The organism is Bradyrhizobium sp. JYMT SZCCT0428 (assembly GCF_018131075.1).
Classification (GTDB): Bacteria; Pseudomonadota; Alphaproteobacteria; order Rhizobiales; family Xanthobacteraceae; genus Bradyrhizobium.
The window spans coordinates 52957-78744 of record NZ_JAFCLS010000043.1; the positions used below are offsets into that span (position 1 = coordinate 52957).

Here is a 25788-nt window from a genome sequence, read left to right on the forward strand (position 1 = left end):
CAGTCACTCACTTCCGCGCGCGGAACAATAAACACGCATCGCCATAGGAATAGAACCGGTAGCCGCCGGCGATGGCGTGCGCATAGGCCTGCTTCATCGTCTCTAAGCCGCTGAACGCCGACACCAGCATGAACAGTGTCGAGCGCGGCAAGTGGAAGTTGGTCAGCAATATATCGACCGCGCGAAAGCGATAGCCCGGCGTGATGAAGATCGCGGTCTCCGCGCCAAACGGCTGGATGGTGCCGTCCTCGGCGGCCGCGCTTTCGAGCAGCCGCAACGATGTGGTCCCGACCGCAACGATGCGGCCACCTTTGGCACGAGCCGCATTCAAGGCCGCTGCGGTCTCGGCCGAAATCGAGCCCCATTCGGCATGCATCCGGTGTTCCGACGTTTCTTCCGCCTTGACCGGCAGGAAGGTCCCTGCCCCGACATGCAGCGTTATCCGGTGCAGTCCGACGCCGCGCGCGCGCAGCGCCGCCTCCAGCGCCGGCGTGAAATGCAACCCTGCGGTGGGCGCCGCGACCGCCCCCTCATTGGCCGCGAACATGGTCTGGTAATCGGCGGCATCGCGATCGTCAGGCGTGCGCTTGGAGGCGATGTAGGGCGGCAATGGCGGCGTGCCGAGGTCGGCGATGGCCTGGTCGAGCGCTGGTCCATGAAACGAGAACGACAGCGTGATCTCGCCCTCTTCGCCTTTGGCCTCGACCTCGGCGTCGAGATGGCCAAGCAGGCAGACCTTGCCTTCATTGCCGAAGCGCACCACGTCGCCGGGCGCCAGCTTCTTGGCCGGCTTGACAAGCGCCTGCCAGCGCGAGCCGTCGAGCCGCTTGATCAAGGTCGCTTCGATCTTCGGTTCGGTCTCGCGGCCGATGCGGCGTCCCTTGAGCTGGGCTGAAATGACCTTGGTATCGTTTACGACGAGCTGGTCGCCAGGCTGCAACCAGTCCGGCAGTTCGGCGACGCTGCGGTCCTGCAGCGCGCCATCCGGCTGCACGACGAGCATCTTCGCGGAATCGCGCGGGCTCGCCGGTCGCAGCGCGATGTTGGCGGGGGGCAGTTCGAAGTCAAACAGATCGGTGCGCATGCTATCACCGTCATTGCCGGGCATAGGCGTCCGAAGGACGGCGTCGCTTCCGCTCGCCTATGACCCGGCAATCCATCACCTACGAAAAACTCTTCTGAAGATTGATGGATGCCCGGGTCAAGCCCGGGCATGACAATCGAAAATCAGCCCGCGTCAGCGGCCATATGCGCCTTGACGATCTTGTCCGGGTTCTGCACCGGCTCTCCGCGCTTGATCTTGTCGACGTTCTCCATGCCGTCCGTGACCTTGCCCCAGACCGTGTACTGGCCGTTGAGGAAGGAGGCGTCGTCGAAGCAGATGAAGAACTGGCTGTCGCCGGAATCCGGGCTCGCCGCGCGCGCCATCGAGGTGGTGCCGCGCACGTGCGGCTCCTTGTTGAATTCGGCCTTCAGCTTCTTGCCGGAACCGCCGGTGCCGGTGCCCTGCGGGCAACCGGTCTGCGCCATGAAGCCGTCGATCACGCGATGGAACACGATGCCGTCGTAAAACCCTTCGCGCACCAGTTCCTTGATGCGGGCGACATGGCCCGGCGCCAGATCCGGGCGCATCTCGATGGTGACGGGACCCTGCGTGGTCTCAAGGATCAAAGTATTTTCTGTGGCTGCCATGCTCTTCTCTCATCAGGTTTGGGTGGACGTTTACGGGTTCGAAAAGGGATCGCGAGCGGCCGGCCTGCAACGGCGCCGCCGAGTCCCTCGGTAAATGGCAACGGCGTGCAACGTTGCAATGCTTCCATCACCGCAACGCGGTATTTGAGCCGGTCGTTATCGCTGGCGTGTTCCGATTCATAGGTAATCCTGGGCTGACCGATAATGGCGCCCGCGCGGTTGAAGCTGACGACCACAGTGATATCGATCGGGTTGGCTTGCGACAGCGGCGGCGGCTTCCAGCACGAATGCAGCCGCACAAAGATTTCCTTGAGCGTGTCGAGTTGCACCGGTTGCGCCGAGGCCTGCACCGTCGATACCAGGCACAACAGCAGCGCGGCAAGTCCGAGGAACGGCTTGCTGCGTGACGTTGTCATCGCTCACTTGATATCGGATGCGACTTGCACCTTCACCATCTTGTCAGGGTCAGTGACCTGTCCACCGGACGATCCCGGCGGCGCCTTTTTCAGCTTGTCGACCACATCCATGCCGGACACGACCTCGCCGATCACGGTGTACTGGCCGTTCAGGCTCGAGCCTTCCGCGAACATGATGAAGAACTGCGAGTTCGCGGTATCGACGCTGTCACCGCGCCGCGCCATGCCGACGACGCCGCGGGTGAACGGCACCTTGGAGAACTCCTGCTTCAGGTTCGGATATTTCGAGCCGCCGGTGCCGTTGAAGTTCTGGCCGTCGCCGGTCTGCGCCATGAAGCCGTCCATCACGCGATGGAACGGCACGTTGTTGTAATAGCCCTCGCGTGCCAGCTGCTTGATGCGCTCGGCATGCTGGGGCGCGAGGTCGGCCCGCAGCTTGATCACGATGCGGCCTTTCGTCGTGTCGATCACGACCGCATTGGCCTTGTCGAGATTGGCCGGCAGCGGCTGGGCGATCGCGGGAGCCGCGCAAATCAGCGCGACGACAAAAGCGAGAATGCGGATCATGAAAACTCCGGGATCGAGAGAGTAAGGCGTTGCGAGCGCAGGACAGGCGCTAGCTGGCGAATTTGGCCTTGAGTTTGGCTGCGATCGAGGGCGGCACGAACGCGGAGAAGTCGCCGCCCATGCCCGCGATTTGGCGCACCAGTGTGGCGGTGATCGGGCGGACCGCGGGGGACGCCGGGACGAACACCGTATGCACCTCAGGCGCCATGGTCTGGTTCATGCCGGCCAGTTGCATCTCGTAGTCCAGATCGGTGCCGTCGCGCAGGCCCCTGATCATGATGGTGGCGCCGGCCACCCGGGCCGCCGTGACCGTCAGATTGTCGTAGGTGGAGGCCTCAAAGGCGCAACCGGCGCTCTTCGCGATGGGCGCGCATACCTCCTTGAGCATCTCCAGGCGTTCATCGGTCGAAAACAGCGACTTTTTGCCGGGATGGACCGCAACGGCGACGATCAGGCGGTCGCACAGGCTCACAGCGTGCTGGACCACGTCCAGATGGCCGTTGGTGACGGGGTCAAAAGAGCCGGGATAGAGCGCGATACGGGGCATAGAACCCTCCTAACCCGCCCCGGGCGGCCCGGCAAGCGGGCCAGTTTCTTGTTTTGACGCGTTTTCTTCGCGCGACCGCTCACCACCCGGATCAAGCCCGGGGCGGGCTTCGCTCGAAAACGCTCCGGTTCCCCGCAGACCCGCCTTTTTATTTGAAATCGGCCAATGAACCACTTCCGGGGTCGGCGCGTCTGCTTAGGCGAGCCGGCAATGTTTCGTCCCTCCGGGGCGACGAAACAAAACTCGGCCCCGACGAAACCATTTTCGGGCTTGGCGAAGACACCCGGAAACGCCGCCTGGGTAGACATCCATCCAACGAAACGACGGGCCGAACGGCCCATGACAGGGGACCGTCATGATCAAGGCACTTACCGCAATCACCTTTGCCGCGCTCATCGCCACCGCACTGACCATTTTGCCCGGCTTTGCCCCCTCGGTTGAAGCCAGCGTGCCGCAGGCGCTTGCCAAGGGTGACCGCCTCGACATCCGCACCGTCGGCAAGGATTGCTCGCAACAGGCTTGGCCGAATTTCGAGGCCTCCTGCCTCCGCGCCGCCGGTTCCAAGTCCTTGATCCGCGAAGCGCGCCTGGTGACCGCGGACCGCACCCCATAACGGTCGCCGACCCCACTAATTAGCCGTCAGATTGCTCTGATTTGAAGTCCTCGGGATGCCCCCCGGGGACTTCGGCGTTTCAGGCAACAGCAGCGTCCATTTCCACGAGGATCATTGCTGCGATCGACGTGCTCGGGCCCTGTCATCCCAGCGGCTCAGCATTTGAGCGAGATCGCCATGCGCCTGTTTGGCGGGAGCCTGGTTGGTATTCGCGGGCCGCGGCCGTCCCTGCTCTACGTAGTTCTTCCATCTGCGGGCGCTCTCACGCCGTTTTCGGGACATGCGGTCACGCGTGTAATATCCAGCGGCGTAAGCCACCCCGAGCAAAACCAGAATAGCAAGGACGTCCAGCATCTCATGTGCTCCGCGCGCAGGGCCTGAGGGGGCCGGACAGACAATCGGACATGATCAAGCAATCATCCAGATCATGAGCTTCCAGAACGACAGGCCGAGCAAGTACAACCACCCCGTCATCAAGGGAACGACGAGCGCAGCGTACAGTGCGGCGACGAAGACGTGGCCGAGATCGGATCGGCCCGCCGTCTCTACACGACTTTCCTCGACGCCTGGATGACGCGGGTCTCTATCAATTGTGACGCTCGGGTATGCCGACATGATTGAGTTCCACAACATGATCGCGACCGCCAGCCGGCGGTCGAGGTAGCGATGACGTTTGGCAAAAGTTTGATTGCGTGGAACCAGGCTCTCAAATGTCACCGCGTTACTAGGGCTGCACACGCTTTCGTGCGTGCCGGCCCGATGCCGCGAGAGTTTTCCCCGGTTGTGCTTCACTTCACGCGTGCTATTCGCTTGGCAAAGAAGTTGCTGGAAATGTCCATGCCGGATAACGCACCAACGCAGCTAAAGCCCCGGCTGGCAATCTCGATCAACCAGGCGCAGGCGATCACGGGTCGCCTCGCTCCCCATTCATCCGTCGTCGGCGCCACCGAACTGCGCGGCGGAGAAATCAGCGCGATATTCGAGATCACGCTGACAGATTCCTCTTCCTACATTCTCAAAGTCTATCCGGCATCGATGGCGTGGAAGATGGCGAAAGAGGTCTACGTCCTGGGCCTTCTGCTCGATATCAAGACGCCCGTTCCCCGCATCCTCATTGCCGACGATACGCGGTCGGTCATCGACCTCAACTTCGTCCTGATGAACAGGCTCGACGGACTGGTGTTGGGCAGGCACGAGGCGGAACTGCCGGACGTCGAGCTGTTTGCGATCTACGCCGAGATGGGCGCGAGCCTGCGCGAGATCAACGACATCACGCTCGACAGCTTCGGCTATATCGGCCCGAACGGCGTCTGGACGCCTCACGCCACCAACCGCAACTACATGTCCTCCCAGTTCGAGCGCAAGCTGACGGAGTTTGGCGAGCGCGGCGGCGATCCCGCGCTGGCCGAGCGGCTCAGGGTCAGCATTGCCGCGCGCCGGCACCTGCTCGACGGAGCGGTCGTCCCTCGCCTTTGTCACTACGATCTTCACGCCGGAAACGTGTTGGTGACGTCGAGCCGCGCACCGCTTCTGTCCGGGATCGTCGATTTCGAAAACGCCACAGCCGGCGATCCGCTGATGGATATTGCCAAGGCGCTCTATTACTTCAAACCGCAACAAAAGCCGCAGGACGCACTGAAGCAGTCGGGATTGCTTGCCGGATATGGCGTCATCGAGCGCCCGGACTGCCAGGACACAATCGACCTCTACCGGCTCGGCTGCACGCTGGAATTACGGTGCTGGAAGGCGCAGCTCGGCATCCGCGAAGGGCTTGCCGAACTCACCCGGGAGTTGGAGAGCGTCGATTGGCGCTAGCCGCCCGTTTGCGTCATGAGCATCGAAGAACGCCGCCAGCGTCGCCGTTGAGCGGAAGAACTTGCGCAACGTATTGGTCCGCTCGCACAACCTCCGGGCAGTGCATCCCGCTCCACCATCGCACAAGACCGCACCCACATTGAAACAAAAATTGATCGAATAAGGCAAAATAACGGGGATATTTCCCAAAAGCGTCTTGATTTCTCGCTCCGCTTTCGGCGGGGCGCATTTTGTTTGATGGGTAAGAACACATGACCGATCAACAATTGACTGTTCAAGCGATTAGCGAAGCGCAACGCATATTGGAAGATTACCTTCGGCCCTGGCCGCAGAACAATGAAACTATCCTCGACAGCCTGGTGGAAGTTCTCGGCCGCCCCGATTTGGTGGTCGCTGTCAGCCGCTTGCAGCAACAAGTGCGCAAATGAGGAAACTCCCACCAATCGCCTTGGTCGCCTGGATTGCTACGCTCTTGCCAGTTGGGATGCCAGACGCCCAGGCCAAACAACAATGCAGCGCCGCGACGCCATCAAATACGCACGGGCGCTGGTGGTCTTATCGTCTGATCGATGGACGAAAGTGCTGGTACGAAGGCAAGCCCATGCTGTCGAAAGCGTTGCTGGAATGGCCCACGGAAGCATCCCCGCAACCCGTTTCCACCGGAAAAGTTACAACCGCGGTCACAGAGAAGTCTGGCAATCCATTGGACTCCCAAGCCTGGGCACTGAAGGACTTTGATACTTTCGAAGCGCGATGGCGCGAAAGGGTGACGATGCAATAGGCGTTGCCTCAACGGCACGTCTCGAAGCGCCGGGATCTCGCCAACGAGCCACCGGCAATTGGTTTTTGACGACTGGGAAAGATCGCTTGTTGTTCAACCAAGAGCGCAGCGGAAACCAGCCATGCGAACGGCTGCAGATTTCAATCTCTATTACGCGACCCCTGACCCCTGGCATATTTCCCACGCCCAATTCAGGGACAAGGTGTTGCGCCGATGCCTGAAGCCATTGATCCGGGACAAATCGGTTCTTGAACTCGGCTGCGGCGAAGGCCACTTGACCCAAGCTATCTTTGACAAGGCACGATCGGTGGTTGGCGTCGACATCAGCGATGTAGCAATTGCTCGCGCCAAATCGCTAAACCTGCCAAATGCCCGATTTGAAAGCGGTGATTTTCTACAGACCTCATTCGAGCGGTACGACGTGATCGCAGCCCTCGAATGCGTCTACTATCTATCCCTGCCCGAGCGGGAAGCGTTCCTGGAGAAGGTCGCCAGAGAGCATTCTGGCAAGATACTTTTGCTTTCGGGTCCAATCGTCGACTTCCGAAGACGCTTTGGTCATAAACGATTGATGTACGAGTTCACGACTCTGGGGTTCGCTCCCCTTAAGTTTCATAACCTGTCCGTTTACTGGCATCCGCCTTCATCTCGAATTATTGCCAGCCTGATCAAGCTGCCACTTGGATACACCGTGCTTGATTGGATACCAGAGCCGATGATCTATCAAAGGCTATACGTACTTCGAGCACCGAAGCAGCGCTGACTGGGTTGTTCGATAACCCGACAACGCGCCTTCGTGTGGTCTCCGCCGGAACAAGCGACTCGTCGACGCAGGCGTGCAGTGTCCAAGTTGGGTCATTGGCGCACGGACATCCATAGGATGGTCGGCGCATCCGCCAAGTGCGAGAAGCGATCATTCCAACCACTCATACCACTCATCGGCACAGAGCTACTCGGGCAACCCCGCTTTTCGAAGGCCCTCAATCAACAACTTCGAGTTTGATTGCCCGCCCCGAGCGACATACCCAGATATTGTAAAAGCGGGATCGGTCTCGAGCAGGTGCGCCACCGCCTCACGCGCCTCCTCGTCACGTCCGAGATGGGTGAAGGCGGACGCGAGACAGCGGTAAGCTGTCGAAAAGGAGGGGTTCTGACGTAGGGCTTTCTTCCCTGCGGCGATGGCCTCGTCAAACCGACCGAGCTCGATGAGGGCATACCCCATCCCAGTAAGTGACCGGTGGAGCAGCGGGTCAACCGGGCTCATGCGAATGGCGCGTTCGAAGCTCCGGATCGCCTCCTCCGGTAGCCCCGCAACTTTATAGACCCAACCTCTACAGAACCATGCGTCAAATAAGTTTGGGTTTAGCGCGACCGCCCGATCCGCCATTTCGGTCTCACTTTCATAATCGCCAATCATATGCGCCGAAGCTATGGAAACCCATGCCAACGTTTGCGCATCCCCCTCATCGACGCTCAATGCCAAGTGAAGAAGCCTAACCGCTTCCTTGCGGTCGAATTGAGGATCGACAGCATGGCCCCAAACGACGTTACGCATATGACAGAGGCCTGCGAGAGCAGCGACAGGGCCGAACCGCGGGTCCAGCTCCAACGCACGATGCGCCAGCCTTAACGCCTCGGCTACCCCTTCGCGGGTCGTTAGGTAAGACTGTTGCATGGCTCGGAGATGAAAATCATAGGCGGTGAGGCTCTCCGGTCGCCGCCGCGTTGCCATTGCAATTTCTGTTTGAAGCAATTTTGGCTGAATGGCTGAGACAACCGCGACAGTGACTTCGTCCTGGAGAGCAAAAACGTCTGTCAGGTCACGCTCGAATCTGTCCGCCCAAATGTGTGCCCCTGTAATCGCATCGATCAATTGCCCTGTGATGCGAACTTTCCCTGCCGCCTTGCGCACGGCCCCCTCAAGGACATAGCGGACGCCAAGCCTGCGTCCGACCTCCTTGATGTCAACGGCTTTGCCTTTGAACGTAAAGCTCGAATTGCGAGCGATGACGAACAACCATTTGAACCGCGAAAGCGCGGTGATAATCTCCTCAACCATTCCGTCCGAGAAGTATTCCTGCTCGGGATCGCCGCTCATGTTATCGAACGGCAGCACGGCGATAGAGGGCTTGTCGGGAAGTGGCGGGGCCGCACTCAGCCTATCGCTCAGTGCGCTAAACGCTCCCGCGCGTACAGCAAAAGCGCGGACAGGCTTGGAGATGTTCTTGAGCTGCTGTTCGCCCCGGTCCTCGAAGCCAATCTCCAGCTTGCCTTCCACCTCGCTGTAGACCTTCTCCGAAATCAGGATGCCGCCCGGATCGGCGACGCCCTCCAGCCGGACCGCAATGTTGATCCCGTCCCCAAAAAGATCGCCGTCAGCCCCGACGATAACCTCCCCGAGATTGACCCCGATACGAAGTTTAAGGGAGCTTCGGCCTGACGCGATGCCTTCCTGTATCTCCACCGCGCATCGCACCGCAGCCGACGGACTTGCGAACTCCGCCAACGCGCCGTCACCCGTGGTCTTGATCAGGCGCCCGTCGTGGCCGGAAAGGCCAGGCTCGATTATCTCGCGCTTCAGCCGCTCGAACTCGGCGTAGGTGGCCTCCTCAGCGCGTTGCATCAATGCAGAGTAACCGACCACGTCGGCAGCCAGGATCGCCGCTAATCGCCTTTGAACCCGCTGCTCTGTCACAACGCGCACTCCGAACGACCAAACTAGCCACGGCAGTGGACACGGAAAAGTCTAGCACTTTGCTGAGGACCCGTGAGCGGTAATTGCCGGGGAGCCCCAACTGCCTCAAGTGGCATTTTGCGGGCCCGTGGCATGACAGCAATGAGCGCTACTTTGAAGCAACGATCCGGACGCCACCAAGCCTGCGCTGCTGAACAAGCTCCACAAATCGAATGTAGGACTGATGAAACGCATCATGTCCCATGGGTGTCCCAGCTTGTCGGGCTTCCTCGCGAAGCCGTTGATACATCGCCAGCCGCTCTTTAAGGATTGGTCCCCACTCGTCGGTCAAATCAGTTGCCGAGAGCACCCTTAGGCCGCTGCTCTCAACCAGTCGACGGTATTCCGTGATCGAGCGGAGGGGTTGGATGGCCATGCCATCCCACATAAGTTGCGCATCTTCGGCTGACAAAGGTTCGTTGGCGACCCAATCCGTGAAGGCCAATCTCCCGCCTTCCCGCAAAATCCTGGCAGCCTCGACCAACGCTTTTCGCAGTTCGGGTACGTGACAGAACGCTTCTTGGCTGATGACAGCATCCACGCTGGTATCGGGCAGCGGGACCTCCAATACATTTCCTTCAATGACACGGGCCGTATCCTGAAGGCCAACAAGCTTGGTGAGTTCCTGAGCTCCGACGACGCGGGATGGAGTCAGTTCAATTCCAACAACATTGGCTCCGTACCGATGGGCGAGATATCGCACCGTGCCGCCAAGCCCCGCGCAGAAATCGGCAACGCGAGACCCGTTCTCAATCTGCGTCCCTCTGGCCAACTCGTCTGTCGCAGCCGTACCGCCGTAATGATCCTGGTCATGTGGAAACAATTCTTCTGGACGCACCGCGTCGAGGTGGCCGCGTCTAGCCCGTAGCTTCGCCATGATGATGTCGCAAGAAATCGGATGCCGATTGAAGAAATAGGTCGTCTGCGAAGTTGCGTCACTCATGGCGTCCTCCCCACGGCGCAGAACTACACCAAACGGTACTTTGCAATGAGGCAAGCAAAGCAGGAAATTCGAACCAATGGAATGGGACCCGAGTGCCGTATTGCGCTGAGCAGCCTGACTCTCACCGTGTCACAGGTGGGTCAATCGCGTCGATTGGCCGCCTGCCGGTCACCTCCGGTCGCCCCGAGCAACGGACATACGCAGGCTCGGCAGGTCTGCTTCGTGCCACCAAGCGACATCACTCGATCACCTCGTCGGCGCGGGCGAGCAGGGTCGGCGGAATGATCAGGCCAAGTGCTTTTGCAGTCTTAAGGTTGATGACTAGTACGTATTTTGACGCTTGCTCCACGGGAAGGTCTGCCGGTTTCGTGCCTTTGAGAATCTTGTCAATGTAGGTTGCCGCGCGTCGGTAGAGGTCGTTGAAATCCGCGCCATAACTCATGAGACCACCCGCGTCCACGTTTGGTCTGTACGCAAATATCGCGGGCAGCTGATACTTCAATTGCAATTCGGCCAAGAGTGGCCCCTGTGCGTTGAAGATCGGGGAACCCAGGACGAGAACACCACGGACGCTTTCTCGTGTCATTGTCGAGAATGCTCTCTCGATTTCCGTGATAGTTTTAGCGGGAGTTATGACTAGCTCGACGCCGAGTTTTTCGCTCGCAGCTTTAATCGCCTTGATAGCGGTTGGATGAGAGGGGGTCGTGGGATTCCAGAGAACACCAATTCTCGTTGCGTGCGGCAAGGCTTCTCTCAAAATCTCCAGCTCTTTGACGGAGAGTTCAGTGAGAAGCATCGACAGTCCGGTGATATTGCCGCCCGGCCGTGAGAGACTCGCCACATCGCCAAGCCCGACCGGGTCTGCATGTGTTGCGAAGACAATCGGGATCGTTGTGGTCACCTGTCGGGCAGATTCAACGTGGGTTGAGGCAGGTGCGAAAATAACATCAACTTTCATGCTGGCGAGTTGGGCGGCGAGGTCAAGCGTTTGATCAGCTCGCTCCGCCCATCGGAACTCAATGAAAATATTCTTGCCCTCAACGTAACCGAGATCGCGCAAGCCACTCCGCAGAGCCTCGACTTCCCTCGTCCAATTAGACGCCGGGCCAAACCCCAAATACCCGATCCGCCACACCTTTCCCGACTGTTGCCCACGCGCCGCGAGCGGCCAACTGACCGCCGCGCCGCTCAGAAGCGAGATGAACTCGCGTCGGTTCATTGTAAATCTTGCCCACGATGACCTGAACGCAAGCGTAAGCAATTTCCCGCGCGGCTCAAGCGGTCTGATGTCTAAGGTGGGTTAATCGCATCGGTTGGCCGCGTGCCGCAGCGGCAGTAGCTGCGCCACCTACTGGTCCGGCCGCACGATCACCATGCACCCTGCTTCGCGATCGATGCGGCGCGCCCTCCCGGGCGCTCCGGCGGATGCCGCAACGAAGAAATAGCGGCGCGCGGCGACCCGATTAAGGAGCGCCGGGCAATCCGACTTCCGTCAGGCTCGCCTCAAACCGAATTCGGCTAAGCTGAAATGGCACCGCGCCCTGACAGGGTGCTAGCCGCCATTCCCGTTCTCGCCATTCTCGCCGTCGTCGCCGATATGCTCGACGGAGACCACGTGCTCGTCCTCGGCGGTGTCGAACACAATGACGCCTTGCGTCGAACGGCCGGCGATGCGGATGCCCTCGACCGGACAGCGGATCAACTGGCCCTTGTCGGTCACCAGCATGATCTGGTCGCTGTCCTCGACCGGGAACGAGGCCACCAGCTTGCCGTTGCGGTTGTTGACCGACATCGCGACGATGCCTTTGCCGCCGCGCCCCGTGGTCCGGTATTCGTAGGACGAGGTGCGCTTGCCGTAGCCGTTGACGGACACGGTCAGCACCACCTGCTCCTGCGCCGACATTTCGGCATAGCGCTCCTGGGAGAGCTGGAGCGTACCTGACGTCTCCTCGGCCTCGACATCGGTGGGTTCTTCAGCGCCGGTCTCACCGGCCACCGCGCGGCGCATCTTCTGGTAGGCCGACCGCTCGTCCGACGTGGTCTCGACATGGCGCAGGATCGACAGCGAGATCAGCTTGTCGTTTTCGGCAAGCGCAATGCCGCGCACGCCCATCGAGGTGCGGCCGGTAAAGACGCGCACATCGGTGACGGGGAAGCGGATGCACTGGCCGCCGGCGGCGGTCAGCAGCACGTCGTCGCGCTCGGTGCAGATCTGCACGTCGACGATCGCCTCGCCCTCGTCGAGTTTCATGGCGATGATGCCGGAACGGCGGACATCGACGAAGTCGGACAGCTTGTTGCGGCGGACGTTGCCGCCTGTGGTAGCGAACATCACGTCGAGATTGCCCCAGGAGGATTCATCCTCCGGCAACGGCATGATGGTGGTGATGCGTTCACCCTGCTCCAGCGGCAGGATGTTGATCAGCGCCTTGCCGCGCGCGTTGGGGGCCGCTATCGGCAGCCGCCAGACCTTTTCCTTGTAGACCTGGCCGCGCGAGGAGAAGAACAGCACCGGCGTATGGGTCGATGCCACGAACAGCCTGGAGACAAAATCCTCGTCGCGGGTCTGCATGCCCGCGCGGCCCTTGCCGCCGCGGCGCTGCGCCCGGTAGGCCGAAAGCGGCACGCGCTTGACGTAACCGGCATGCGAGACCGTGACCACCATATCTTCGCGCTGGATCAGGTCCTCGTCCTCGACCTCGTCTTCCTGCTCCATGATGACGGTCTTGCGCGGGGTGGCGAAATCGGCCTTCACCTCGGCGAGCTCGGCCTTGACGATGGCCTGCACCCGCGCACGCGAGCGCAGAATCTCGAGATAGTCGGCGATCTCCACCGCGAGCTTGTCCAGTTCCTCGGAAATCTCCTCGCGGCCCAGCGCAGTCAGGCGCTGCAGGCGGAGGTCGAGAATGGCCTTGGCCTGCTCGAACGACAGCCGCGCGGTACCTTCGGCGGTCATCCGGTGCCGGGGATCGTCGATCAGCGTGATCATCGCCTCGACATCCCGCGCCGGCCAGTCCCGCGCCATTAGGCTGTCGCGGGCGGTGGTGGGATCTGGCGAGGCACGGATCACGCGAATGATCTCGTCGATATTGGCGACGGCGATGGCCAGACCGACCAGGATGTGGGCGCGGTCGCGGGCCTTGTTGAGCAGGAACTTGGTCCGGCGCGTGATGACCTGCTCGCGGAACGCGATGAACAGCGTCAGCAGGTCCTTCAGGTTCATGGTCTGCGGGCGGCCGGAATCCAGCGCCAGCATGTTGGCCGGGAAATTCGATTGCAGCGGCGTGAAACGATAGAGCTGATTCAGAACGACATCCGGCACCGCTTCGCGCTTCAGTTCGACGACGACACGCAGCCCCTCGCGGGACGATTCATCGCGCAGGTCCGAGACGCCCTCGATCTTCTTCTCGCGCACCAGTTCGGCGATGCGCTCGACCATGGTGGCCTTGTTCACCTGGTAGGGAATTTCGGTGATGATGATCGCTTCGCGGTCCTTGCGGATGGTGTCGATCGCGACCTTGCCGCGCATCACGATCGAGCCGCGGCCGAGGTGATAGGCCGAACGGATGCCCTGGCGGCCGAGGATGATGCCGCCGGTCGGAAAATCGGGACCGGGCACGATGTTGATGAGTTCGTCGATGGAAAGCGCAGGGTTTTCGATCAGCGCCGTGCAGGCGTCGATGACTTCGCCGAGATTGTGCGGGGGGATGTTGGTCGCCATGCCGACGGCGATGCCGCCGGCGCCGTTGACCAGCAGGTTCGGGAACTTGGCCGGCAGAACAGACGGCTCTTTCTCCGAATTGTCGTAGTTCGCCTGGAAGTCGACGGTGTCCTTGTCGATGTCGCCGAGCACGGCGAGCGCCGATTTCGTCAGGCGCGCTTCGGTATATCGGTAGGCCGCCGGGGGATCGCCGTCGACCGAGCCGAAGTTCCCCTGCCCGTCGATCAGCGGCACGCGCATGGAGAATTCCTGCGCCATCCGGACCATCGCGTCGTAAATCGACTGGTCGCCGTGCGGATGGTATTTACCGATCACGTCACCGACGACGCGCGCGGATTTGACGTATTTCTTGTCCGGCGTGTGCCCCTGTTCGTACATCGAGTACAGAATGCGGCGGTGCACGGGCTTGAGGCCGTCGCGGGCATCCGGCAGCGCACGCGCCACGATCACGCTCATGGCGTAATCGAGGTAGGAGCGCTTCATCTCGTCCAGAATGGAAACAGGACGGATATCGGAAGGCGCCGGCGGCTCGCCGGGCTTGTTCTCATCGTTATCAGACAAAGGGGGAATCCGGTCAGTTCTAGGCTGGGAATCATATAGCGTATCGAGGTGCTTTTAACCACCCCAAGGCGCTCCCGGCCAGCTGTTTTTCCCTTCGTTTTTTCATGGACTTACAGGCCCCGCGGCGCCCTTCTGGCAAGCCTGCGCGCCAGCCATTTCCGGGCCCCCGATACGGGCCGTCTCTGGGACCAAAATCAGCTCGCCAAAACCGGGGTTCTCAGCGTCGCCTACTGACCGAAAACCACCGCATGCATGATCCGCCCGGGAACGAAGGTGAACAGCCCCGCAACGACAAGCGCGCCGGCAAAGATCGAGATCATCGTAATCTTGTGGCCGCGAACCTTGTGCCGGCGCGCGTACCACACACCGAGCACCAGCATGATCGGCGTGAAGATCGACAGCAGGTGGATCGGGCTCCAGGGGCCCAGCAGCCTGATCTCGTGGATCCAGAACGAGGAGATCGCCACCACGGCCATCAGGCCAACCCAGATCCAGCCCAGCGTCCGGTGCGGCAGCGTTCCCTTCGGGGCCGCGAACTGGACGACGCCCAGCGCGAACGCCGCCATGGCCGCAAAGGCATGAAGCGGGATCGCGGGAGCGGCCTCCAGCAGCGGCGCGAAGCTCATGACGGACCGCTCCCCAAGGTTCCCTCCAGCTGCCGCCAGTTCGACGGCATCACGCGCGGCGGAAAACGCTAAATCAATCTCCTAATGTAAATATTATTTACATAAAGGCGAGTCAAAGCGCTGCATTGCACAACCACGTGCGCACGGAATCAATCCGTTGGACCAGGATCTCAAGAATAAACACCAGCCAACCGACCTTGCCCGAGCCGCCGATTTTTCGGCGGCTCACAAGCGCCGGTCAAGCTTGAACGGCGTCCGATCAGAACGGGATATCGTCGTCCATGTCGTTGTTGCGCCCGGCGCCAGCGGCTACCGCGCGGCGCGGCGCGGAAGTGGCCTGGCCGCCCCCGAAATCGCCGCTGGAATCGTCCGACCCAAAACTGCCGCCCCCGCCGCCGGAGCGGCCGTCGAGCATGGTCAGGGTCGAATTGAAGCCCTGCAGCACCACTTCGGTCGAGTATTTCTCGACCCCGCTCTGGTCGGTCCATTTGCGGGTCTGCAGCGCGCCCTCGATGTAAACCTTGGCGCCCTTCTTCAGGTACTGCTCGGCGACCTTGCAGAGCCCTTCATTGAAGATCACCACGCGGTGCCACTCGGTCTTTTCCTTGCGCTCGCCGGTACCCTTGTCGCGCCAGGTTTCCGAGGTCGCGATGCTCAGATTGGCGATCGGCCGCCCGTCCTGTGTCCGCCGGATTTCCGGATCCTTGCCGAGGTTTCCGACCAGGATCACCTTGTTCACGCTTCCCGCCATCGTCGCTCTCCACTCAAAATCGGTACCAAAGAACTGCTGCGCGACCGCCGCAATCGGCCGGCACGGGCCGCCGGATTGGCCGCCTCATCCACATCAGGGACATTTGAGACGACCCTATACGCCCGATGGCCGCCTCGACTTAGCGATCCCTCGGCAATCCAGCGGTTATCCACATATAGCATCGCCCGCGGCATTGTTCCAGTTTTGTTCTACGCAACCTCAGGTCAGCCGCACCCTGCCGGTATTTCGGTATTTGCTCAGTGCCTGGGGCGGAGCCCAGCCGGAGCTGCGCGGGAGATATTCTAAACAAATCATTACCTTGAAGGTCCGCACTTCGCCCGCGAGTGTTGCATTTCGGAGACGGCATTCCCGGTTGAATTGGCGTATGAGTTATCCAACGGCGCGGCGCTCGCGTCTTCGACGAAAACGCTTCGGGACCAACGGGAAGCGGACAAAGGACTGGGGACTATTTGAAATGAAGAAGTTTTTGCTGGGTACGGTTGCTCTCGTTGCCTTTGCGGCTCCCGCCGCTGCTGCTGATCTCGCTGCGCGTCCTTACACCAAGGCGCCCCCGATGATCGCGGCCATCTACGACTGGAGCGGCTTCTACGTCGGTGCCAACGGTGGTTGGGGTACGAGCCGCAAGTGCTGGGATGCCTTGAACGGCGCTGGCGTGTTCGTTGCCAGCGAAGGTTGCCACGATGCAAGCGGCGGCACCGCCGGTGGCCAGATCGGCTATCGCTGGCAGGCCGGCACCTGGGTGTTCGGCGTTGAAGGTCAGGGCAACTGGGCTGACTTCAGCGGCAGCAGCGTGAGCCTTGGACCCGTGGGCTTTGGCGCGGGAACGACCATTCGCTCGAAGGTCGACGCGTTCGGCCTGCTCACCGGTCAGGTTGGTTACGCAGCCAACAACGTCCTGCTTTACGTCAAGGGCGGTGCGGCTGTGACCGCCGATCGCTATCGCGTCAATGCCACGGTCGGCAACGCTCTGATCGCCTCGTCCAACGATGACAACCGCTGGGGTGGCGTGGTCGGTGTCGGCCTCGAATACGGCTTCGCCCCGAATTGGTCGGCAGCTGTCGAATACGATCATCTGTTCATGGGGAACCGAACCACCACATTCACGAATGTGGCCGGCGGCACCTTCGGCGAACGCATCAGCCAGGACGTCGATCTCGTCACCGTCCGCGTCAACTATCGTTGGGGCGGCCCGGTCATCGCGAAGTACTGATCTACGCGAACCGTGAAAACCAAATAACGAAAGGCCGGCCTCGCGCCGGCCTTTTTGTTTGCGAGCATCTTGCCTGTCGCGCGTTCTCTTCACGCAGTTCCACTGCCATCTGCTGCCATTGCTGTTCCTTGGCAACCCATTGCAAAACAAACCGTTGATGGCTCGCTGCGAGCACTGGAAATCCCGCGCCGTTCTTCCTACGTTCCAGCTTTCTGCCATCGGCGCCAGGCTCAGGTCTTCCCTGGCCATGCGCGCCCAACGTGGCGCGCCTCCACGCGCCTGGAAATGCCGATATGGATGAAGTGCTGAGGGCGAAGCGCCAAACCAACGCCGGCTCGGGAACGCGCGCGATAACGATCCGCGGCGCGCGCGAGCACAATCTGAAAAACATCGACGTCGAGATTCCCCGCGACAAGCTCGCGGTGTTCACCGGCCTGTCCGGCTCAGGAAAATCCTCGCTCGCCTTCGACACCATCTATGCCGAGGGCCAGCGCCGCTACGTCGAGTCGCTCTCGGCCTATGCGCGCCAATTCCTCGAGATGATGCAGAAGCCCGACGTGGACCAGATCGACGGCCTGTCGCCGGCGATCTCGATCGAGCAGAAGACCACCTCGAAAAACCCCCGCTCCACGGTCGGCACCGTCACCGAGATCTACGACTACATGCGCCTGCTCTGGGCGCGCGTCGGCGTGCCCTATTCGCCCGCCACGGGCCTGCCGATTGAAAGCCAGCTGGTGTCGCAGATGGTCGACCGCGTCTTGGCGCTGCCGGAGGGCACACGGCTCTATCTGCTGGCGCCGGTCGCGCGCGGCCGCAAGGGCGAATACAAGAAGGAGCTCGCCGAATACCTCAAGAAGGGCTTTCAGCGCGTCAAGATCGACGGCGCGTTCTACGAGCTCGCCGAAGCGCCCACGCTCGACAAGAAATTCCCGCACGACATCGACGTCGTGGTCGATCGCATCGTGGTCCGCCCCGACATCGGCCAGCGCCTCGCGGAAAGTTTTGAGACCGCGCTGAAACTGGCCGAAGGCCTGGCGGTGATCGAATACGCCGACGCGCCCGCGGGCAGCACCGACGACGAAAAGAAGTCCGAAAAGAAGTCCGACAAGAAGACCGCAAAGATCCACGACAAGAGCGGCCCGGAACGGATTCTGTTCTCGGAGAAATTCGCCTGTCCGGTGTCCGGCTTCACCATTCCGGAGATCGAGCCCCGGCTGTTCTCGTTCAACAACCCCTATGGCGCTTGCCCGGCCTGCGGTGGCCTCGGCGTCGAGCAGCATATCGACGAGGACCTCGTCATCCCCGACAAGGAGCTGACCTTGCGCAAGGGTGCGATCGCGCCCTGGTCCAAATCGTCCTCGCCCTATTACATCCAGACGCTGACCGCGCTCGGCAAATTCTACAAGTTCACGCTCGACACCAAATGGAAGGACCTGCCGAAGAAAACCCAGGCCGCCATTCTGCACGGCTCCGGCGACGACGAGATCAAGTTCTCCTATGAGGATGGGGTACGCTCCTACGACACCAAGAAGCCGTTCGAGGGCGTCATCACCAACCTCAATCGCCGTTTTCGCGAGACCGAAAGCGAATGGGCGCGCGAGGAGCTGGCAAAGTATTTCTCGGACATCCCCTGCGAGGGCTGCCACGGCTACCGGCTGAAGCCGGAGGCGCTGTGCGTCAAGATCGGCGGCAAGCATATCGGCGAGATCAGCGAACTCTCGGTGCGCCGCGCCGGCGAATGGTTCGAGAGCGTGCCCAAGGCGCTCAACGCCCAGCAGAACGAGATCGCCATCCGCGTGCTGAAGGAGATTCGCGAGCGGCTGTCGTTCCTGCTCGACGTCGGCCTCAATTACCTGACGCTGTCGCGTTCGTCCGGCACGCTAAGCGGCGGCGAAAGCCAGCGCATCCGCCTCGCCTCCCAGATCGGCTCGGGGCTGACCGGCGTGCTCTATGTATTGGACGAGCCGTCGATCGGCCTGCACCAGCGCGACAATGCGCGGTTGTTGGAGACGCTGAAGCGGCTGCGCGACCTCGGCAATACCGTGATCGTGGTCGAGCATGACGAGGACGCCATTCGGCTGGCCGATTTCGTGCTCGACATCGGCCCCGGCGCCGGCATGCATGGCGGCCACATCGTCGCGCAAGGCACGCCCGCCGAGGTCATGGCCAATCCGAAATCGCTGACCGGCAAGTACCTCACCGGCGAATTGTCGGTGGCGATCCCCGAGCGCAAGCCGCCGAACCATCGCCGCACCATCAAGGTGATCAACGCCCGTGGCAACAATCTGAAAAACGTCTCGGCAGAAATTCCGCTCGGCTTGTTCACCTGCGTGACCGGCGTCTCCGGCGGCGGCAAGTCGACGCTGCTGATCGACACGCTTTACAAGGCCATCGCGCGAAAGCTCAACAACGCCAGCGAAGGCGCCGCGCCCCACGACCGCATCGAGGGGCTGGAGCATATCGACAAGATCATCGACATCGACCAGTCGCCGATCGGCCGCACCCCGCGCTCCAACCCCGCGACCTATACCGGCGCCTTCACGCCGATCCGCGAATGGTTCGCCGGCCTGCCCGAAGCCAAGGCGCGCGGCTACGAGCCCGGGCGCTTCTCCTTCAACGTCAAGGGCGGCCGCTGCGAGGCCTGCCAGGGCGACGGCGTCATCAAGATCGAGATGCACTTCCTGCCCGACGTCTACGTCACCTGCGACGCCTGCAAGGGCAAGCGCTACAACCGCGAGACCCTGGAAGTCCTGTTCAAGGGCAAGAGCATCGCCGACGTGCTCGACATGACGGTGGAAGAAGCCGCCGAGTTCTTCAAGGCCGTCCCCCGCGTCCGCGAAACTTTCAAGACGCTGCACCGCGTCGGCCTCGACTACATCCATGTCGGCCAGCAGGCCACGACGCTATCAGGCGGCGAAGCCCAGCGCGTCAAACTGGCAAAAGAACTGTCAAAGCGCGCCACCGGACGCACGCTCTATATCCTCGACGAACCCACCACCGGGCTGCACTTCCACGACGTCGCCAAACTGCTGGAAGTGCTGCACGAGCTGGTGTCGCAGGGCAACACGGTGGTCGTGATCGAGCACAACCTCGAAGTCATCAAGACCGCCGACTGGGTCATCGACCTCGGCCCCGAAGGCGGCGACGGCGGCGGCGAAATCGTCGCCTGGGGCCCGCCCGAGGATATCGTGAAGGCGCCGCGGAGCTACACCGGCAAGTTTCTGGCGCCGGTGTTGAAGCGGGCGGCGGGGAAGCCGCGGAAGAGCAGCGGGGCGAGTGAGGCGGCGGAGTAGACAACCAAACGTGAGGAGAGCCATTTGAGCGATACGCTCACTCAAATTCAGGCTCTCGTGACGCGGAGCTTGCTCCGCATTTCCGATCACGGCTATGACGAACTCGCCAAGGATGATATATTGGTAACTGAGGTACTGGCTGGTATCGATACCGCTGTTGTTGTCGAGGATTATCCGGCGGCAATGCGGGGACCAAGCGTGCTTGTTCTACAGTGGGACACTTTTCGGAGGCCCGTTCATGTGGTTTGGGCAATCCCCAAGGATCAATCGGAACCTGCGGTACTAGTCACGGCATACCGACCCGACCAAGAGCGATGGTCATCTGACTTCATGCGACGGAAGAAATGATGCTCCGAAAAACCATCAAACTCATTCACGAAGGCCGTTATGCGGCAGAAGTCCCGGTTGAGCTCATCGAGGACGATACCGGGTGGTCGCCATACCTTTCCTTGGAAGATGCACAGAAGCTTGATGCAGTCCGGCTCGCGTTGCGCAGAGGTGAAATCGCGGAAGCCGCAAAGCATGGCCGGGTATTCGAACTGACGCCAATTTCCGCTTAGCAGATTAGGCCCGTGCCTAGCCAGACTTACACGTTGTTCCGCGATGCAATCCTGGCCGAAAAGCAGGTGGTCTGCACCTACGAAGGCCGCTATCGCGAATTGTGCCCGCATATCCTTGGTCTCAGCAAGCGTGGCGAGGAGGCCGTGTTGGCGTGGCAATTTGCCGGGGAAAGTAGCGGCAAGCTCCCGCAGTGGCGATGCCTGCGGCTTGCCGCTGTGAGGGATGCCCACGCGCGCAACGGACGTTGGCACGAGGGAAGCTCTCATCGCACTGCGCAAACTTGCGTTAGCAACATCGACCTCGACATCAACGTTCACGTGCGCAAGTTGCGATAGCGCGGCCGGCTGCTGCTCCGACACTCGCAGGACGGAGCGACACCAGGCCGCGTCCGCTTGCCTTACCCGCTTCTAGATGTCTCCGGCTCACGCCAATGTCATATTGGCCTTCGCCCTACACGGTCCAATAATGCGGGTGCCTATAGGATCGCGAGCGGTCGCCCCAGTCGAATCCGTCTTCGTCGAACTCGGACGGGCCGGAGCGCAGGTCGTCCAACGTCAGCTCGACCACAAAGGCCCGGCACGCCGGATCGAACCTGAGGGCGTCCCACCGCACCGGATAATGGTGGTGGGGGGCGAGCACGTCGCCGGTTTTGATCACGGCATACGCGACGGTTCCGCTCACCTTGTCCAACATCAGTCGCTCGATCGTTCCGAGTTTTGCGCCGTCCCGGCCGTAGACGTTCGCGTGCTCCACGCGATCACTGGGCACCAGGGTATGCATGGCATCCTCCCTGTTTTCCTCTCGCTCTCCCGGCATCATAGCACCAACGAGCCCGGCATGCGCGCGCCCGGCAGCCGCGGCGCACGGACGCATGTAGGATGGGTAGAGCGCCATCGCACTTCGGTCTTGTTGTGATGGGTATCGCTTCGCTCCACCCATCCTACGATCTCTACCGCCGCAAAAACATCCCGAACGCCCGCGGCCCGTCGCCGACCTTGATCTCACCGGTCACCTTCAGCTCGACCGCATCGATCACGCTGATCGAGTTGCTCTCCCAGTTCGCCACGATGATCTGCCTGCCGTCCGCCGTCGCCGCGATCCCTTCCGGATAGTCGCCGACATTGATGCGCTTGACCGGCGCAAGCGTTGCGAGATCGAACACGCTGACGGTGCCGTCATACTGGTCGCTGACGAAGCCGCGTCCCTCTGCGAGTGCGACCGCGTAGGGGCGCAGGCCCGTCTTCACGCGCCCGATTTCGCTGCCAGCGGCGATGTCGATCACGGAGACGTCGTTCGATCCGACATTGGCGGTGTAGGCCCGCCGGCCGTCCGCATCGATCGTGATGCCGAACGGGCGCGTGCCGACCTTGATGACCGCCCGGCGCTCGCGCGTAGCGGTATCGATGACGGATACGCTGTCGGCATCGCGGTCCGCCGAGAGCAGCAGCCGCCCGTCCGGCGTTACCGCAAGCCCCGACGGCGATGCGCCGACCGCGATATCGGCGATCACGCGCTGCGCTTTCGGATCGATCACCCGCACCGCCGCGGCGTACCAGTCGGCGACATAGACCGCGCCGCCATCCGGCGCCACCGCAACGCCGAGCGGACCACCGCCGACGTTGATCCTGCCGACGACCTGCCGTGCGGCGGCATCGACCACGGTGAGCGCCTTGGCGTCGGGACTCGTCACATAGGCGAAGCGCCCATCCGGCGTGATGGCGACCCCTGCCGGCTTGCCGCCGATCGCGATGGTCGCGACCGGCCGCGACGTCGCGAGGTCAACGACGGTGAGATTTTCGCTGAGCTGATTAGTGACGAACGCCTCCTCGGCCCGGGCGGCCCACACCGTTCCGATGCTGGCGACCGCGGCCGCCAGCACGACATAGCGTTTTCCATCGAAGTGGACCCGGTTCGCGCTCAGAAAACGCGTCAAGACAAGACTCTAGCCCGCACGATCAGCTTCCGCTTTCGACCTTCTTCTTCAGCGCCTCGAGGCCGGCTTTATAGAGCCCGCTCACCGCCTTGATGGCTGCCTGGTCGCTCAGCTCCGGCGGCGGATCGTTGTTGGGAAAACCGCGGTAGAACGCGCCGGCCCACTCCAGGCTGCTTCCCTTGCCGTCGGCGCTGGGCGTGACCGTCAGGGTGGACGAATAGTTGGTGACCGGCAGCACCTTCACGTCGACGGCCGTGATCCGGTAGGAATAGGTCATCTTCTCGGCATCGTACTTGTAGAGTTCCTCATCGACGGTCGCACCATCCGCCAGCGTCAGCCGCCGCGTGGCCTCGATCGCGTTGCCTTTCGTGCCCTCGGTCTTGCCGACCGGCGGCAGCCAGCTCATGTCCTGGAAATTACCGATCAATGCCCACACCTTGGCCGGCGGCGCGTTGATCTCGATCGATTCCCGCACCTTCTGGCGGGTCGGCCCGTGCGCCCAGGCCACCCCCATGACTGCCAGCGCCGCCACCACGGCCCCCACCCTCGCGGTCGTCATCCTCATGTCGTTTCCCCATAGTCCTTATCGCCGCGCAGGCACGCGACGGCGTTATCGTCAGCGCATTTTCATATCAAAGGAGGCTGGTTTGTGGCGCCGCCGAAACGCGCGGCGTATTCCACCTGGGGGCACCGCCCGTGCACAATACACCTCGCTGTTGCGCCCTACTTTTCCCGTTTCTCCAGCGACGCCGCGATCCGCTCCAGAAACCCGTTCATCCGCCGGGTCTCCGCGACCTGCTGCTCGTAGAGCTCGATCATGGTCGAGCCCGACGATCCGCGCGCCTGCATGCCGTTGCGGCGCGCGAACCAGAACCACACGGCGATCAGCAATACGAACGGCAACCACGCCACGGCAAACGATATCCATTCATTCATGACAAACGTCTCCGATTTCACTTCGTATCAATAGGCGGCTTGATGACCGTAACGCACGGCGCAAGGGCGCCCTGCCGGTCAAGCCGAAGCGCCCGCAGGGCCTTTGTAGCGGCTCGGCGCCTCGGCGTCGGCCCCTCACCGTCCCCAGAATCCCGTCGAGTCCACCAGGATGGCGATAATGCCGATCAGAGGCACCAGGAATGTGATCGCCTGCCAGAGCGAGCCGTCGATCGACCAGGCGCCGTAGATCTCGCGCGCTTGCGGAATGGACCTCGCTGCAGGCAGCGAGGACGGCCGTTCATTCCGGAACGCCTTCCAGCGCGCCTCGACCGGCTCGCGAACCTGCTTGGGCGGAATGGAAAACAGCTCGTAATGCAGCACCATCTGCATCGACGACCCCGTCGACGATTCCTTGGGCCAGAACACCTGATCCCAGCCGCCGTGGTGATACCTGTCGACGAGCCACTCTGCCAGCTCCCGCCCGGGGCCCATCATGAAGCCACGCTTCGGCAGGATGTGCGCCTCATAGAACTCCTGCGATATCACCACCACCGTCAGGTCCTGATAGTGATAGGGAATGCCCGAGGCCGGCATCGTCTCAAGCGCCTCGACGCACCGCACCTCGTGCCAGGGGATAAAGAGGTCCCTGAGCCAGGCGGCATGGAAGGCGATGCCCGTGGGCGAGAGCAGCAGCACCGGCCTTGCGGGCCTGAAGTGCCGGTAGAGCGCATGGGTGATCCAGCCGATGCCGCCGGCGATCAGCATCCAGCCGAACAGGTTTGTCGGCAGCTTTGTCCACCGGCCCGGACGGAAGAAATCGGCAGGCGCGTTCCAGGACAGCGCCATCACAGCGAGAATGACAAGCGCCGCGGCCAGCAGCCGTGTCGCCATCGTGCGGCCCTCGAACATCCGCTCGAATGCGTAAAACCCCAGCGCCACAACGGCCGCCGCGGCCATCAGCAGGCCGAAGACCGTCGGAACGCCAGCTCCCCGTGGCGTCGGCTCGATATAAACCACAAAGGCCAGACCGGTGAGGCAGAACAGCAGCGCCAGCGGCACCCGCGCCATGGTCCATCGGTCGCGGCTGTATTCGACGATGCGGGAGGTTTCGGCTGCCGCTGGCTCCATGAATGTGGTTCCCAACCGGCTCGGGCAAACGTGGACGGAAAATCGAAAAGGTGCCCGCACGATCTTTGTAGCGCTTCGCCGTCTCGACGTTCAGCGGCCCTGCCGAAATATGGCGCGGGCATGTCGATGACGCGAACGACCGGAGATCGGCCATCCACGCGTGACGAAATTCGCAGAGAGTGCAGCTTGGCCGGACTTCGAATGTGCCCGAAATCACAGAGCGACAACGCTGCTTCGCATAGCCCCTATCATCGGGGCGGGAATGGTCTCGCCCCAGACAAAGAGGGGAATGACATGACCAATCTGAACAACGACATTCGCGAACTTGCAACGGACGAACTGAAAGGCGTCAGCGGCGGCAGATCCGACCTCGGTCAACAGCTTCAACTCGCGCTTCAGGAAGCGAACAACATTTATACCAGGACCTCGAAGGCTCAGTCCGACATGAGCTCAAAATGGTCCCAGACCCTCGACGGCATCGCCCAGAATTTGAAGTAACGGGCTGAGGCTGCCCCGCCGCCTCTTCCGTCATTCCGGGGCGCGCCACTTGGCGCGAGCCCGGAATCCATCAAGCCGCATCTTCTGCCGCCCAATGGATTCCGGGCTCGTGCTTCGCACGCCCCGGAATGACAGCTTAATTTGGACACCGTCCTCTCCCGTCATTGCGAGCGCAGCGAAGCAATCCATATTGCGCCAGGCCGAGGCTTGGATTGCTTCGCTCCGCTCGCAATGACGGCTGGCTGCGACAAATCAACCCGACGGGCAAATCACTTCCGATTTACGGAAATCATGTCAAGTCAAAAATTTCCGGAAATCCAAATATTTTGCTTTTACAGAAAGCAAATCAGTGACACAACTATCGCCATCCCGTCCCACTCAGAGGGGCGTCGGCCGTCGTCACGACGAGGGGCGGGTTGCGGTGGACGTAACAGTTGCGAT

The 25788-nt window shown here is 61.6% G+C and carries 27 protein-coding genes; 10 read left to right on the forward strand and 17 right to left on the reverse strand.

The genetic code is table 11. The features are described from left to right. Positions 1–7: 7 nt before the first annotated feature. The 5 genes from queA to coaD all read right to left on the reverse strand — a co-directional run bounded on the left by queA (position 8) and on the right by coaD (position 3222). Positions 8–1084, reverse strand: coding sequence for a tRNA preQ1(34) S-adenosylmethionine ribosyltransferase-isomerase QueA (queA, locus tag JQ575_RS33240; protein WP_212037393.1), 1077 nt, complete (start codon positions 1082–1084; stop codon positions 8–10). Positions 1085–1227: 143 nt separating this feature from the next. Beyond that, complete coding sequence (locus JQ575_RS33245; protein ID WP_212037394.1) at positions 1228–1692, reverse strand: peptidylprolyl isomerase; 465 nt, start codon at positions 1690–1692, stop codon at positions 1228–1230. Further along, complete coding sequence (locus tag JQ575_RS33250) at positions 1668–2108, reverse strand: hypothetical protein (RefSeq protein ID WP_212037395.1); 441 nt, start codon at positions 2106–2108, stop codon at positions 1668–1670. Before JQ575_RS33250 ends, JQ575_RS33245 begins: the two co-directional genes overlap by 25 nt. Before the next feature lie 3 nt (positions 2109–2111). Beyond that, a complete protein-coding gene (locus tag JQ575_RS33255) occupies positions 2112–2675 on the reverse strand; it encodes a peptidylprolyl isomerase (RefSeq protein ID WP_212037396.1) in 564 nt (187 codons plus the stop codon). A gap of 49 nt (positions 2676–2724) precedes the next feature. Further along, positions 2725–3222 carry a pantetheine-phosphate adenylyltransferase gene (gene coaD, locus JQ575_RS33260; RefSeq protein ID WP_212037397.1) on the reverse strand — a complete coding sequence of 166 codons (498 nt, stop codon included), beginning with the start codon at positions 3220–3222 and terminating at the stop codon, positions 2725–2727. A gap of 355 nt (positions 3223–3577) precedes the next feature. On the opposite strand from coaD, the gene JQ575_RS33265 reads away from it, so the two are divergent. Next, positions 3578–3835 carry a hypothetical protein gene (locus JQ575_RS33265; RefSeq protein ID WP_192736099.1) on the forward strand — a complete coding sequence of 86 codons (258 nt, stop codon included), beginning with the start codon at positions 3578–3580 and terminating at the stop codon, positions 3833–3835. A gap of 408 nt (positions 3836–4243) precedes the next feature. On the opposite strand, the gene JQ575_RS33270 is transcribed toward JQ575_RS33265, so the two are convergent. Next, positions 4244–4627 (reverse strand): hypothetical protein, encoded by a 384-nt coding sequence (locus JQ575_RS33270; RefSeq protein ID WP_212037398.1) that lies wholly within the window; start codon positions 4625–4627, stop codon positions 4244–4246. A 45-nt stretch (positions 4628–4672) separates the two neighbouring features. Between JQ575_RS33270 and JQ575_RS33275 the strand changes: the two genes are divergently transcribed. The 3 genes from JQ575_RS33275 to JQ575_RS33285 all read left to right on the forward strand — a co-directional run bounded on the left by JQ575_RS33275 (position 4673) and on the right by JQ575_RS33285 (position 7194). Beyond that, the gene (locus JQ575_RS33275; protein WP_212037399.1) at positions 4673–5650 is read left to right on the forward strand and encodes a phosphotransferase family protein; all 978 of its coding nucleotides are present in this window, start codon (positions 4673–4675) and stop codon (positions 5648–5650) included. A 251-nt stretch (positions 5651–5901) separates the two neighbouring features. Beyond that, positions 5902–6078, forward strand: a complete 177-nt coding sequence (locus tag JQ575_RS33280; RefSeq protein ID WP_192736102.1) for a hypothetical protein — start codon at positions 5902–5904, stop codon at positions 6076–6078. 474 nt (positions 6079–6552) lie between these two features. Next, positions 6553–7194 carry a class I SAM-dependent methyltransferase gene (locus tag JQ575_RS33285; RefSeq protein WP_212037400.1) on the forward strand — a complete coding sequence of 214 codons (642 nt, stop codon included), beginning with the start codon at positions 6553–6555 and terminating at the stop codon, positions 7192–7194. 186 nt (positions 7195–7380) lie between these two features. Here the strand turns inward: JQ575_RS33285 and JQ575_RS33290 are convergent, their stop codons facing one another. From JQ575_RS33290 to JQ575_RS33315, 6 genes are all read right to left on the reverse strand, one after another. Then, the gene (locus JQ575_RS33290; RefSeq protein WP_312016066.1) at positions 7381–9126 is read right to left on the reverse strand and encodes an adenylate/guanylate cyclase domain-containing protein; all 1746 of its coding nucleotides are present in this window, start codon (positions 9124–9126) and stop codon (positions 7381–7383) included. Between the two features lie 148 nt (positions 9127–9274). Continuing rightward, positions 9275–10108 carry a class I SAM-dependent methyltransferase gene (locus tag JQ575_RS33295; RefSeq protein ID WP_212037401.1) on the reverse strand — a complete coding sequence of 278 codons (834 nt, stop codon included), beginning with the start codon at positions 10106–10108 and terminating at the stop codon, positions 9275–9277. A gap of 238 nt (positions 10109–10346) precedes the next feature. Beyond that, the gene (locus tag JQ575_RS33300) at positions 10347–11327 is read right to left on the reverse strand and encodes an ABC transporter substrate-binding protein (RefSeq protein ID WP_212037402.1); all 981 of its coding nucleotides are present in this window, start codon (positions 11325–11327) and stop codon (positions 10347–10349) included. A gap of 333 nt (positions 11328–11660) precedes the next feature. After that, positions 11661–14390, reverse strand: coding sequence for a DNA gyrase subunit A (gene gyrA, locus JQ575_RS33305; protein WP_212037403.1), 2730 nt, complete (start codon positions 14388–14390; stop codon positions 11661–11663). A gap of 227 nt (positions 14391–14617) precedes the next feature. Then, positions 14618–15016, reverse strand: a complete 399-nt coding sequence (locus tag JQ575_RS33310; RefSeq protein WP_212037404.1) for a DUF2306 domain-containing protein — start codon at positions 15014–15016, stop codon at positions 14618–14620. A 259-nt stretch (positions 15017–15275) separates the two neighbouring features. Then, on the reverse strand, positions 15276–15767 hold the full coding sequence (locus JQ575_RS33315) for a single-stranded DNA-binding protein (RefSeq protein WP_192739871.1): 492 nt from the start codon (positions 15765–15767) through the stop codon (positions 15276–15278). Between the two features lie 475 nt (positions 15768–16242). On the opposite strand from JQ575_RS33315, the gene JQ575_RS33320 reads away from it, so the two are divergent. The 5 genes from JQ575_RS33320 to JQ575_RS33340 all read left to right on the forward strand — a co-directional run bounded on the left by JQ575_RS33320 (position 16243) and on the right by JQ575_RS33340 (position 21187). After that, the gene (locus JQ575_RS33320; RefSeq protein ID WP_212037405.1) at positions 16243–16998 is read left to right on the forward strand and encodes an outer membrane protein; all 756 of its coding nucleotides are present in this window, start codon (positions 16243–16245) and stop codon (positions 16996–16998) included. A 293-nt stretch (positions 16999–17291) separates the two neighbouring features. Further along, positions 17292–20291 carry an excinuclease ABC subunit UvrA gene (gene uvrA / locus JQ575_RS33325; RefSeq protein ID WP_212037406.1) on the forward strand — a complete coding sequence of 1000 codons (3000 nt, stop codon included), beginning with the start codon at positions 17292–17294 and terminating at the stop codon, positions 20289–20291. A 24-nt stretch (positions 20292–20315) separates the two neighbouring features. Beyond that, positions 20316–20639 (forward strand): DUF4258 domain-containing protein, encoded by a 324-nt coding sequence (locus tag JQ575_RS33330; RefSeq protein WP_212037407.1) that lies wholly within the window; start codon positions 20316–20318, stop codon positions 20637–20639. After that, the gene (locus JQ575_RS33335; protein ID WP_211996733.1) at positions 20639–20851 is read left to right on the forward strand and encodes a hypothetical protein; all 213 of its coding nucleotides are present in this window, start codon (positions 20639–20641) and stop codon (positions 20849–20851) included. Before JQ575_RS33330 ends, JQ575_RS33335 begins: the two co-directional genes overlap by 1 nt. Positions 20852–20884: 33 nt before the next feature. After that, positions 20885–21187 carry a hypothetical protein gene (locus tag JQ575_RS33340; RefSeq protein ID WP_212037408.1) on the forward strand — a complete coding sequence of 101 codons (303 nt, stop codon included), beginning with the start codon at positions 20885–20887 and terminating at the stop codon, positions 21185–21187. A gap of 115 nt (positions 21188–21302) precedes the next feature. On the opposite strand, the gene JQ575_RS33345 is transcribed toward JQ575_RS33340, so the two are convergent. From JQ575_RS33345 to JQ575_RS33365, 5 genes are all read right to left on the reverse strand, one after another. Next, on the reverse strand, positions 21303–21632 hold the full coding sequence (locus JQ575_RS33345; RefSeq protein ID WP_212037409.1) for a PRC-barrel domain-containing protein: 330 nt from the start codon (positions 21630–21632) through the stop codon (positions 21303–21305). A gap of 169 nt (positions 21633–21801) precedes the next feature. Further along, positions 21802–22731, reverse strand: a complete 930-nt coding sequence (locus JQ575_RS33350; protein ID WP_312016067.1) for a cytochrome D1 domain-containing protein — start codon at positions 22729–22731, stop codon at positions 21802–21804. A 76-nt stretch (positions 22732–22807) separates the two neighbouring features. Continuing rightward, complete coding sequence (locus JQ575_RS33355; RefSeq protein WP_212037410.1) at positions 22808–23350, reverse strand: SRPBCC family protein; 543 nt, start codon at positions 23348–23350, stop codon at positions 22808–22810. A 158-nt stretch (positions 23351–23508) separates the two neighbouring features. Then, a complete protein-coding gene (locus JQ575_RS33360; RefSeq protein ID WP_212037411.1) occupies positions 23509–23721 on the reverse strand; it encodes a hypothetical protein in 213 nt (70 codons plus the stop codon). Positions 23722–23856: 135 nt separating this feature from the next. Further along, entirely contained in the window at positions 23857–24849 is a 993-nt protein-coding gene (locus JQ575_RS33365; protein ID WP_212037412.1) for a hypothetical protein, read from the reverse strand. Positions 24850–25143: 294 nt separating this feature from the next. On the opposite strand from JQ575_RS33365, the gene JQ575_RS33370 reads away from it, so the two are divergent. Then, a complete protein-coding gene (locus JQ575_RS33370; protein WP_212037413.1) occupies positions 25144–25347 on the forward strand; it encodes a hypothetical protein in 204 nt (67 codons plus the stop codon). Positions 25348–25788: the final 441 nt, after the last annotated feature.

What these genes read in the sequence shown, in the direction of transcription:
- queA (WP_212037393.1), bottom strand. Translation starts at nt 1,084, where the DNA reads ATGCGCACCGATCTGTTTGACTTCGAACTGCCCCCCGCCAACATCGCG.
- JQ575_RS33245 (WP_212037394.1), bottom strand. Translation starts at nt 1,692, where the DNA reads ATGGCAGCCACAGAAAATACTTTGATCCTTGAGACCACGCAGGGTCCC.
- JQ575_RS33250 (WP_212037395.1), bottom strand. Translation starts at nt 2,108, where the DNA reads ATGACAACGTCACGCAGCAAGCCGTTCCTCGGACTTGCCGCGCTGCTG.
- JQ575_RS33255 (WP_212037396.1), bottom strand. Translation starts at nt 2,675, where the DNA reads ATGATCCGCATTCTCGCTTTTGTCGTCGCGCTGATTTGCGCGGCTCCC.
- coaD (WP_212037397.1), bottom strand. Translation starts at nt 3,222, where the DNA reads ATGCCCCGTATCGCGCTCTATCCCGGCTCTTTTGACCCCGTCACCAAC.
- JQ575_RS33265 (WP_192736099.1), top strand. Translation starts at nt 3,578, where the DNA reads ATGATCAAGGCACTTACCGCAATCACCTTTGCCGCGCTCATCGCCACC.
- JQ575_RS33275 (WP_212037399.1), top strand. Translation starts at nt 4,673, where the DNA reads ATGCCGGATAACGCACCAACGCAGCTAAAGCCCCGGCTGGCAATCTCG.
- JQ575_RS33280 (WP_192736102.1), top strand. Translation starts at nt 5,902, where the DNA reads ATGACCGATCAACAATTGACTGTTCAAGCGATTAGCGAAGCGCAACGC.
- JQ575_RS33285 (WP_212037400.1), top strand. Translation starts at nt 6,553, where the DNA reads ATGCGAACGGCTGCAGATTTCAATCTCTATTACGCGACCCCTGACCCC.
- JQ575_RS33295 (WP_212037401.1), bottom strand. Translation starts at nt 10,108, where the DNA reads ATGAGTGACGCAACTTCGCAGACGACCTATTTCTTCAATCGGCATCCG.
- JQ575_RS33300 (WP_212037402.1), bottom strand. Translation starts at nt 11,327, where the DNA reads ATGAACCGACGCGAGTTCATCTCGCTTCTGAGCGGCGCGGCGGTCAGT.
- JQ575_RS33310 (WP_212037404.1), bottom strand. Translation starts at nt 15,016, where the DNA reads ATGAGCTTCGCGCCGCTGCTGGAGGCCGCTCCCGCGATCCCGCTTCAT.
- JQ575_RS33315 (WP_192739871.1), bottom strand. Translation starts at nt 15,767, where the DNA reads ATGGCGGGAAGCGTGAACAAGGTGATCCTGGTCGGAAACCTCGGCAAG.
- JQ575_RS33320 (WP_212037405.1), top strand. Translation starts at nt 16,243, where the DNA reads ATGAAGAAGTTTTTGCTGGGTACGGTTGCTCTCGTTGCCTTTGCGGCT.
- uvrA (WP_212037406.1), top strand. Translation starts at nt 17,292, where the DNA reads ATGGATGAAGTGCTGAGGGCGAAGCGCCAAACCAACGCCGGCTCGGGA.
- JQ575_RS33335 (WP_211996733.1), top strand. Translation starts at nt 20,639, where the DNA reads ATGCTCCGAAAAACCATCAAACTCATTCACGAAGGCCGTTATGCGGCA.
- JQ575_RS33345 (WP_212037409.1), bottom strand. Translation starts at nt 21,632, where the DNA reads ATGCATACCCTGGTGCCCAGTGATCGCGTGGAGCACGCGAACGTCTAC.
- JQ575_RS33355 (WP_212037410.1), bottom strand. Translation starts at nt 23,350, where the DNA reads ATGAGGATGACGACCGCGAGGGTGGGGGCCGTGGTGGCGGCGCTGGCA.
- JQ575_RS33360 (WP_212037411.1), bottom strand. Translation starts at nt 23,721, where the DNA reads ATGAATGAATGGATATCGTTTGCCGTGGCGTGGTTGCCGTTCGTATTG.
- JQ575_RS33365 (WP_212037412.1), bottom strand. Translation starts at nt 24,849, where the DNA reads ATGGAGCCAGCGGCAGCCGAAACCTCCCGCATCGTCGAATACAGCCGC.
- JQ575_RS33370 (WP_212037413.1), top strand. Translation starts at nt 25,144, where the DNA reads ATGACCAATCTGAACAACGACATTCGCGAACTTGCAACGGACGAACTG.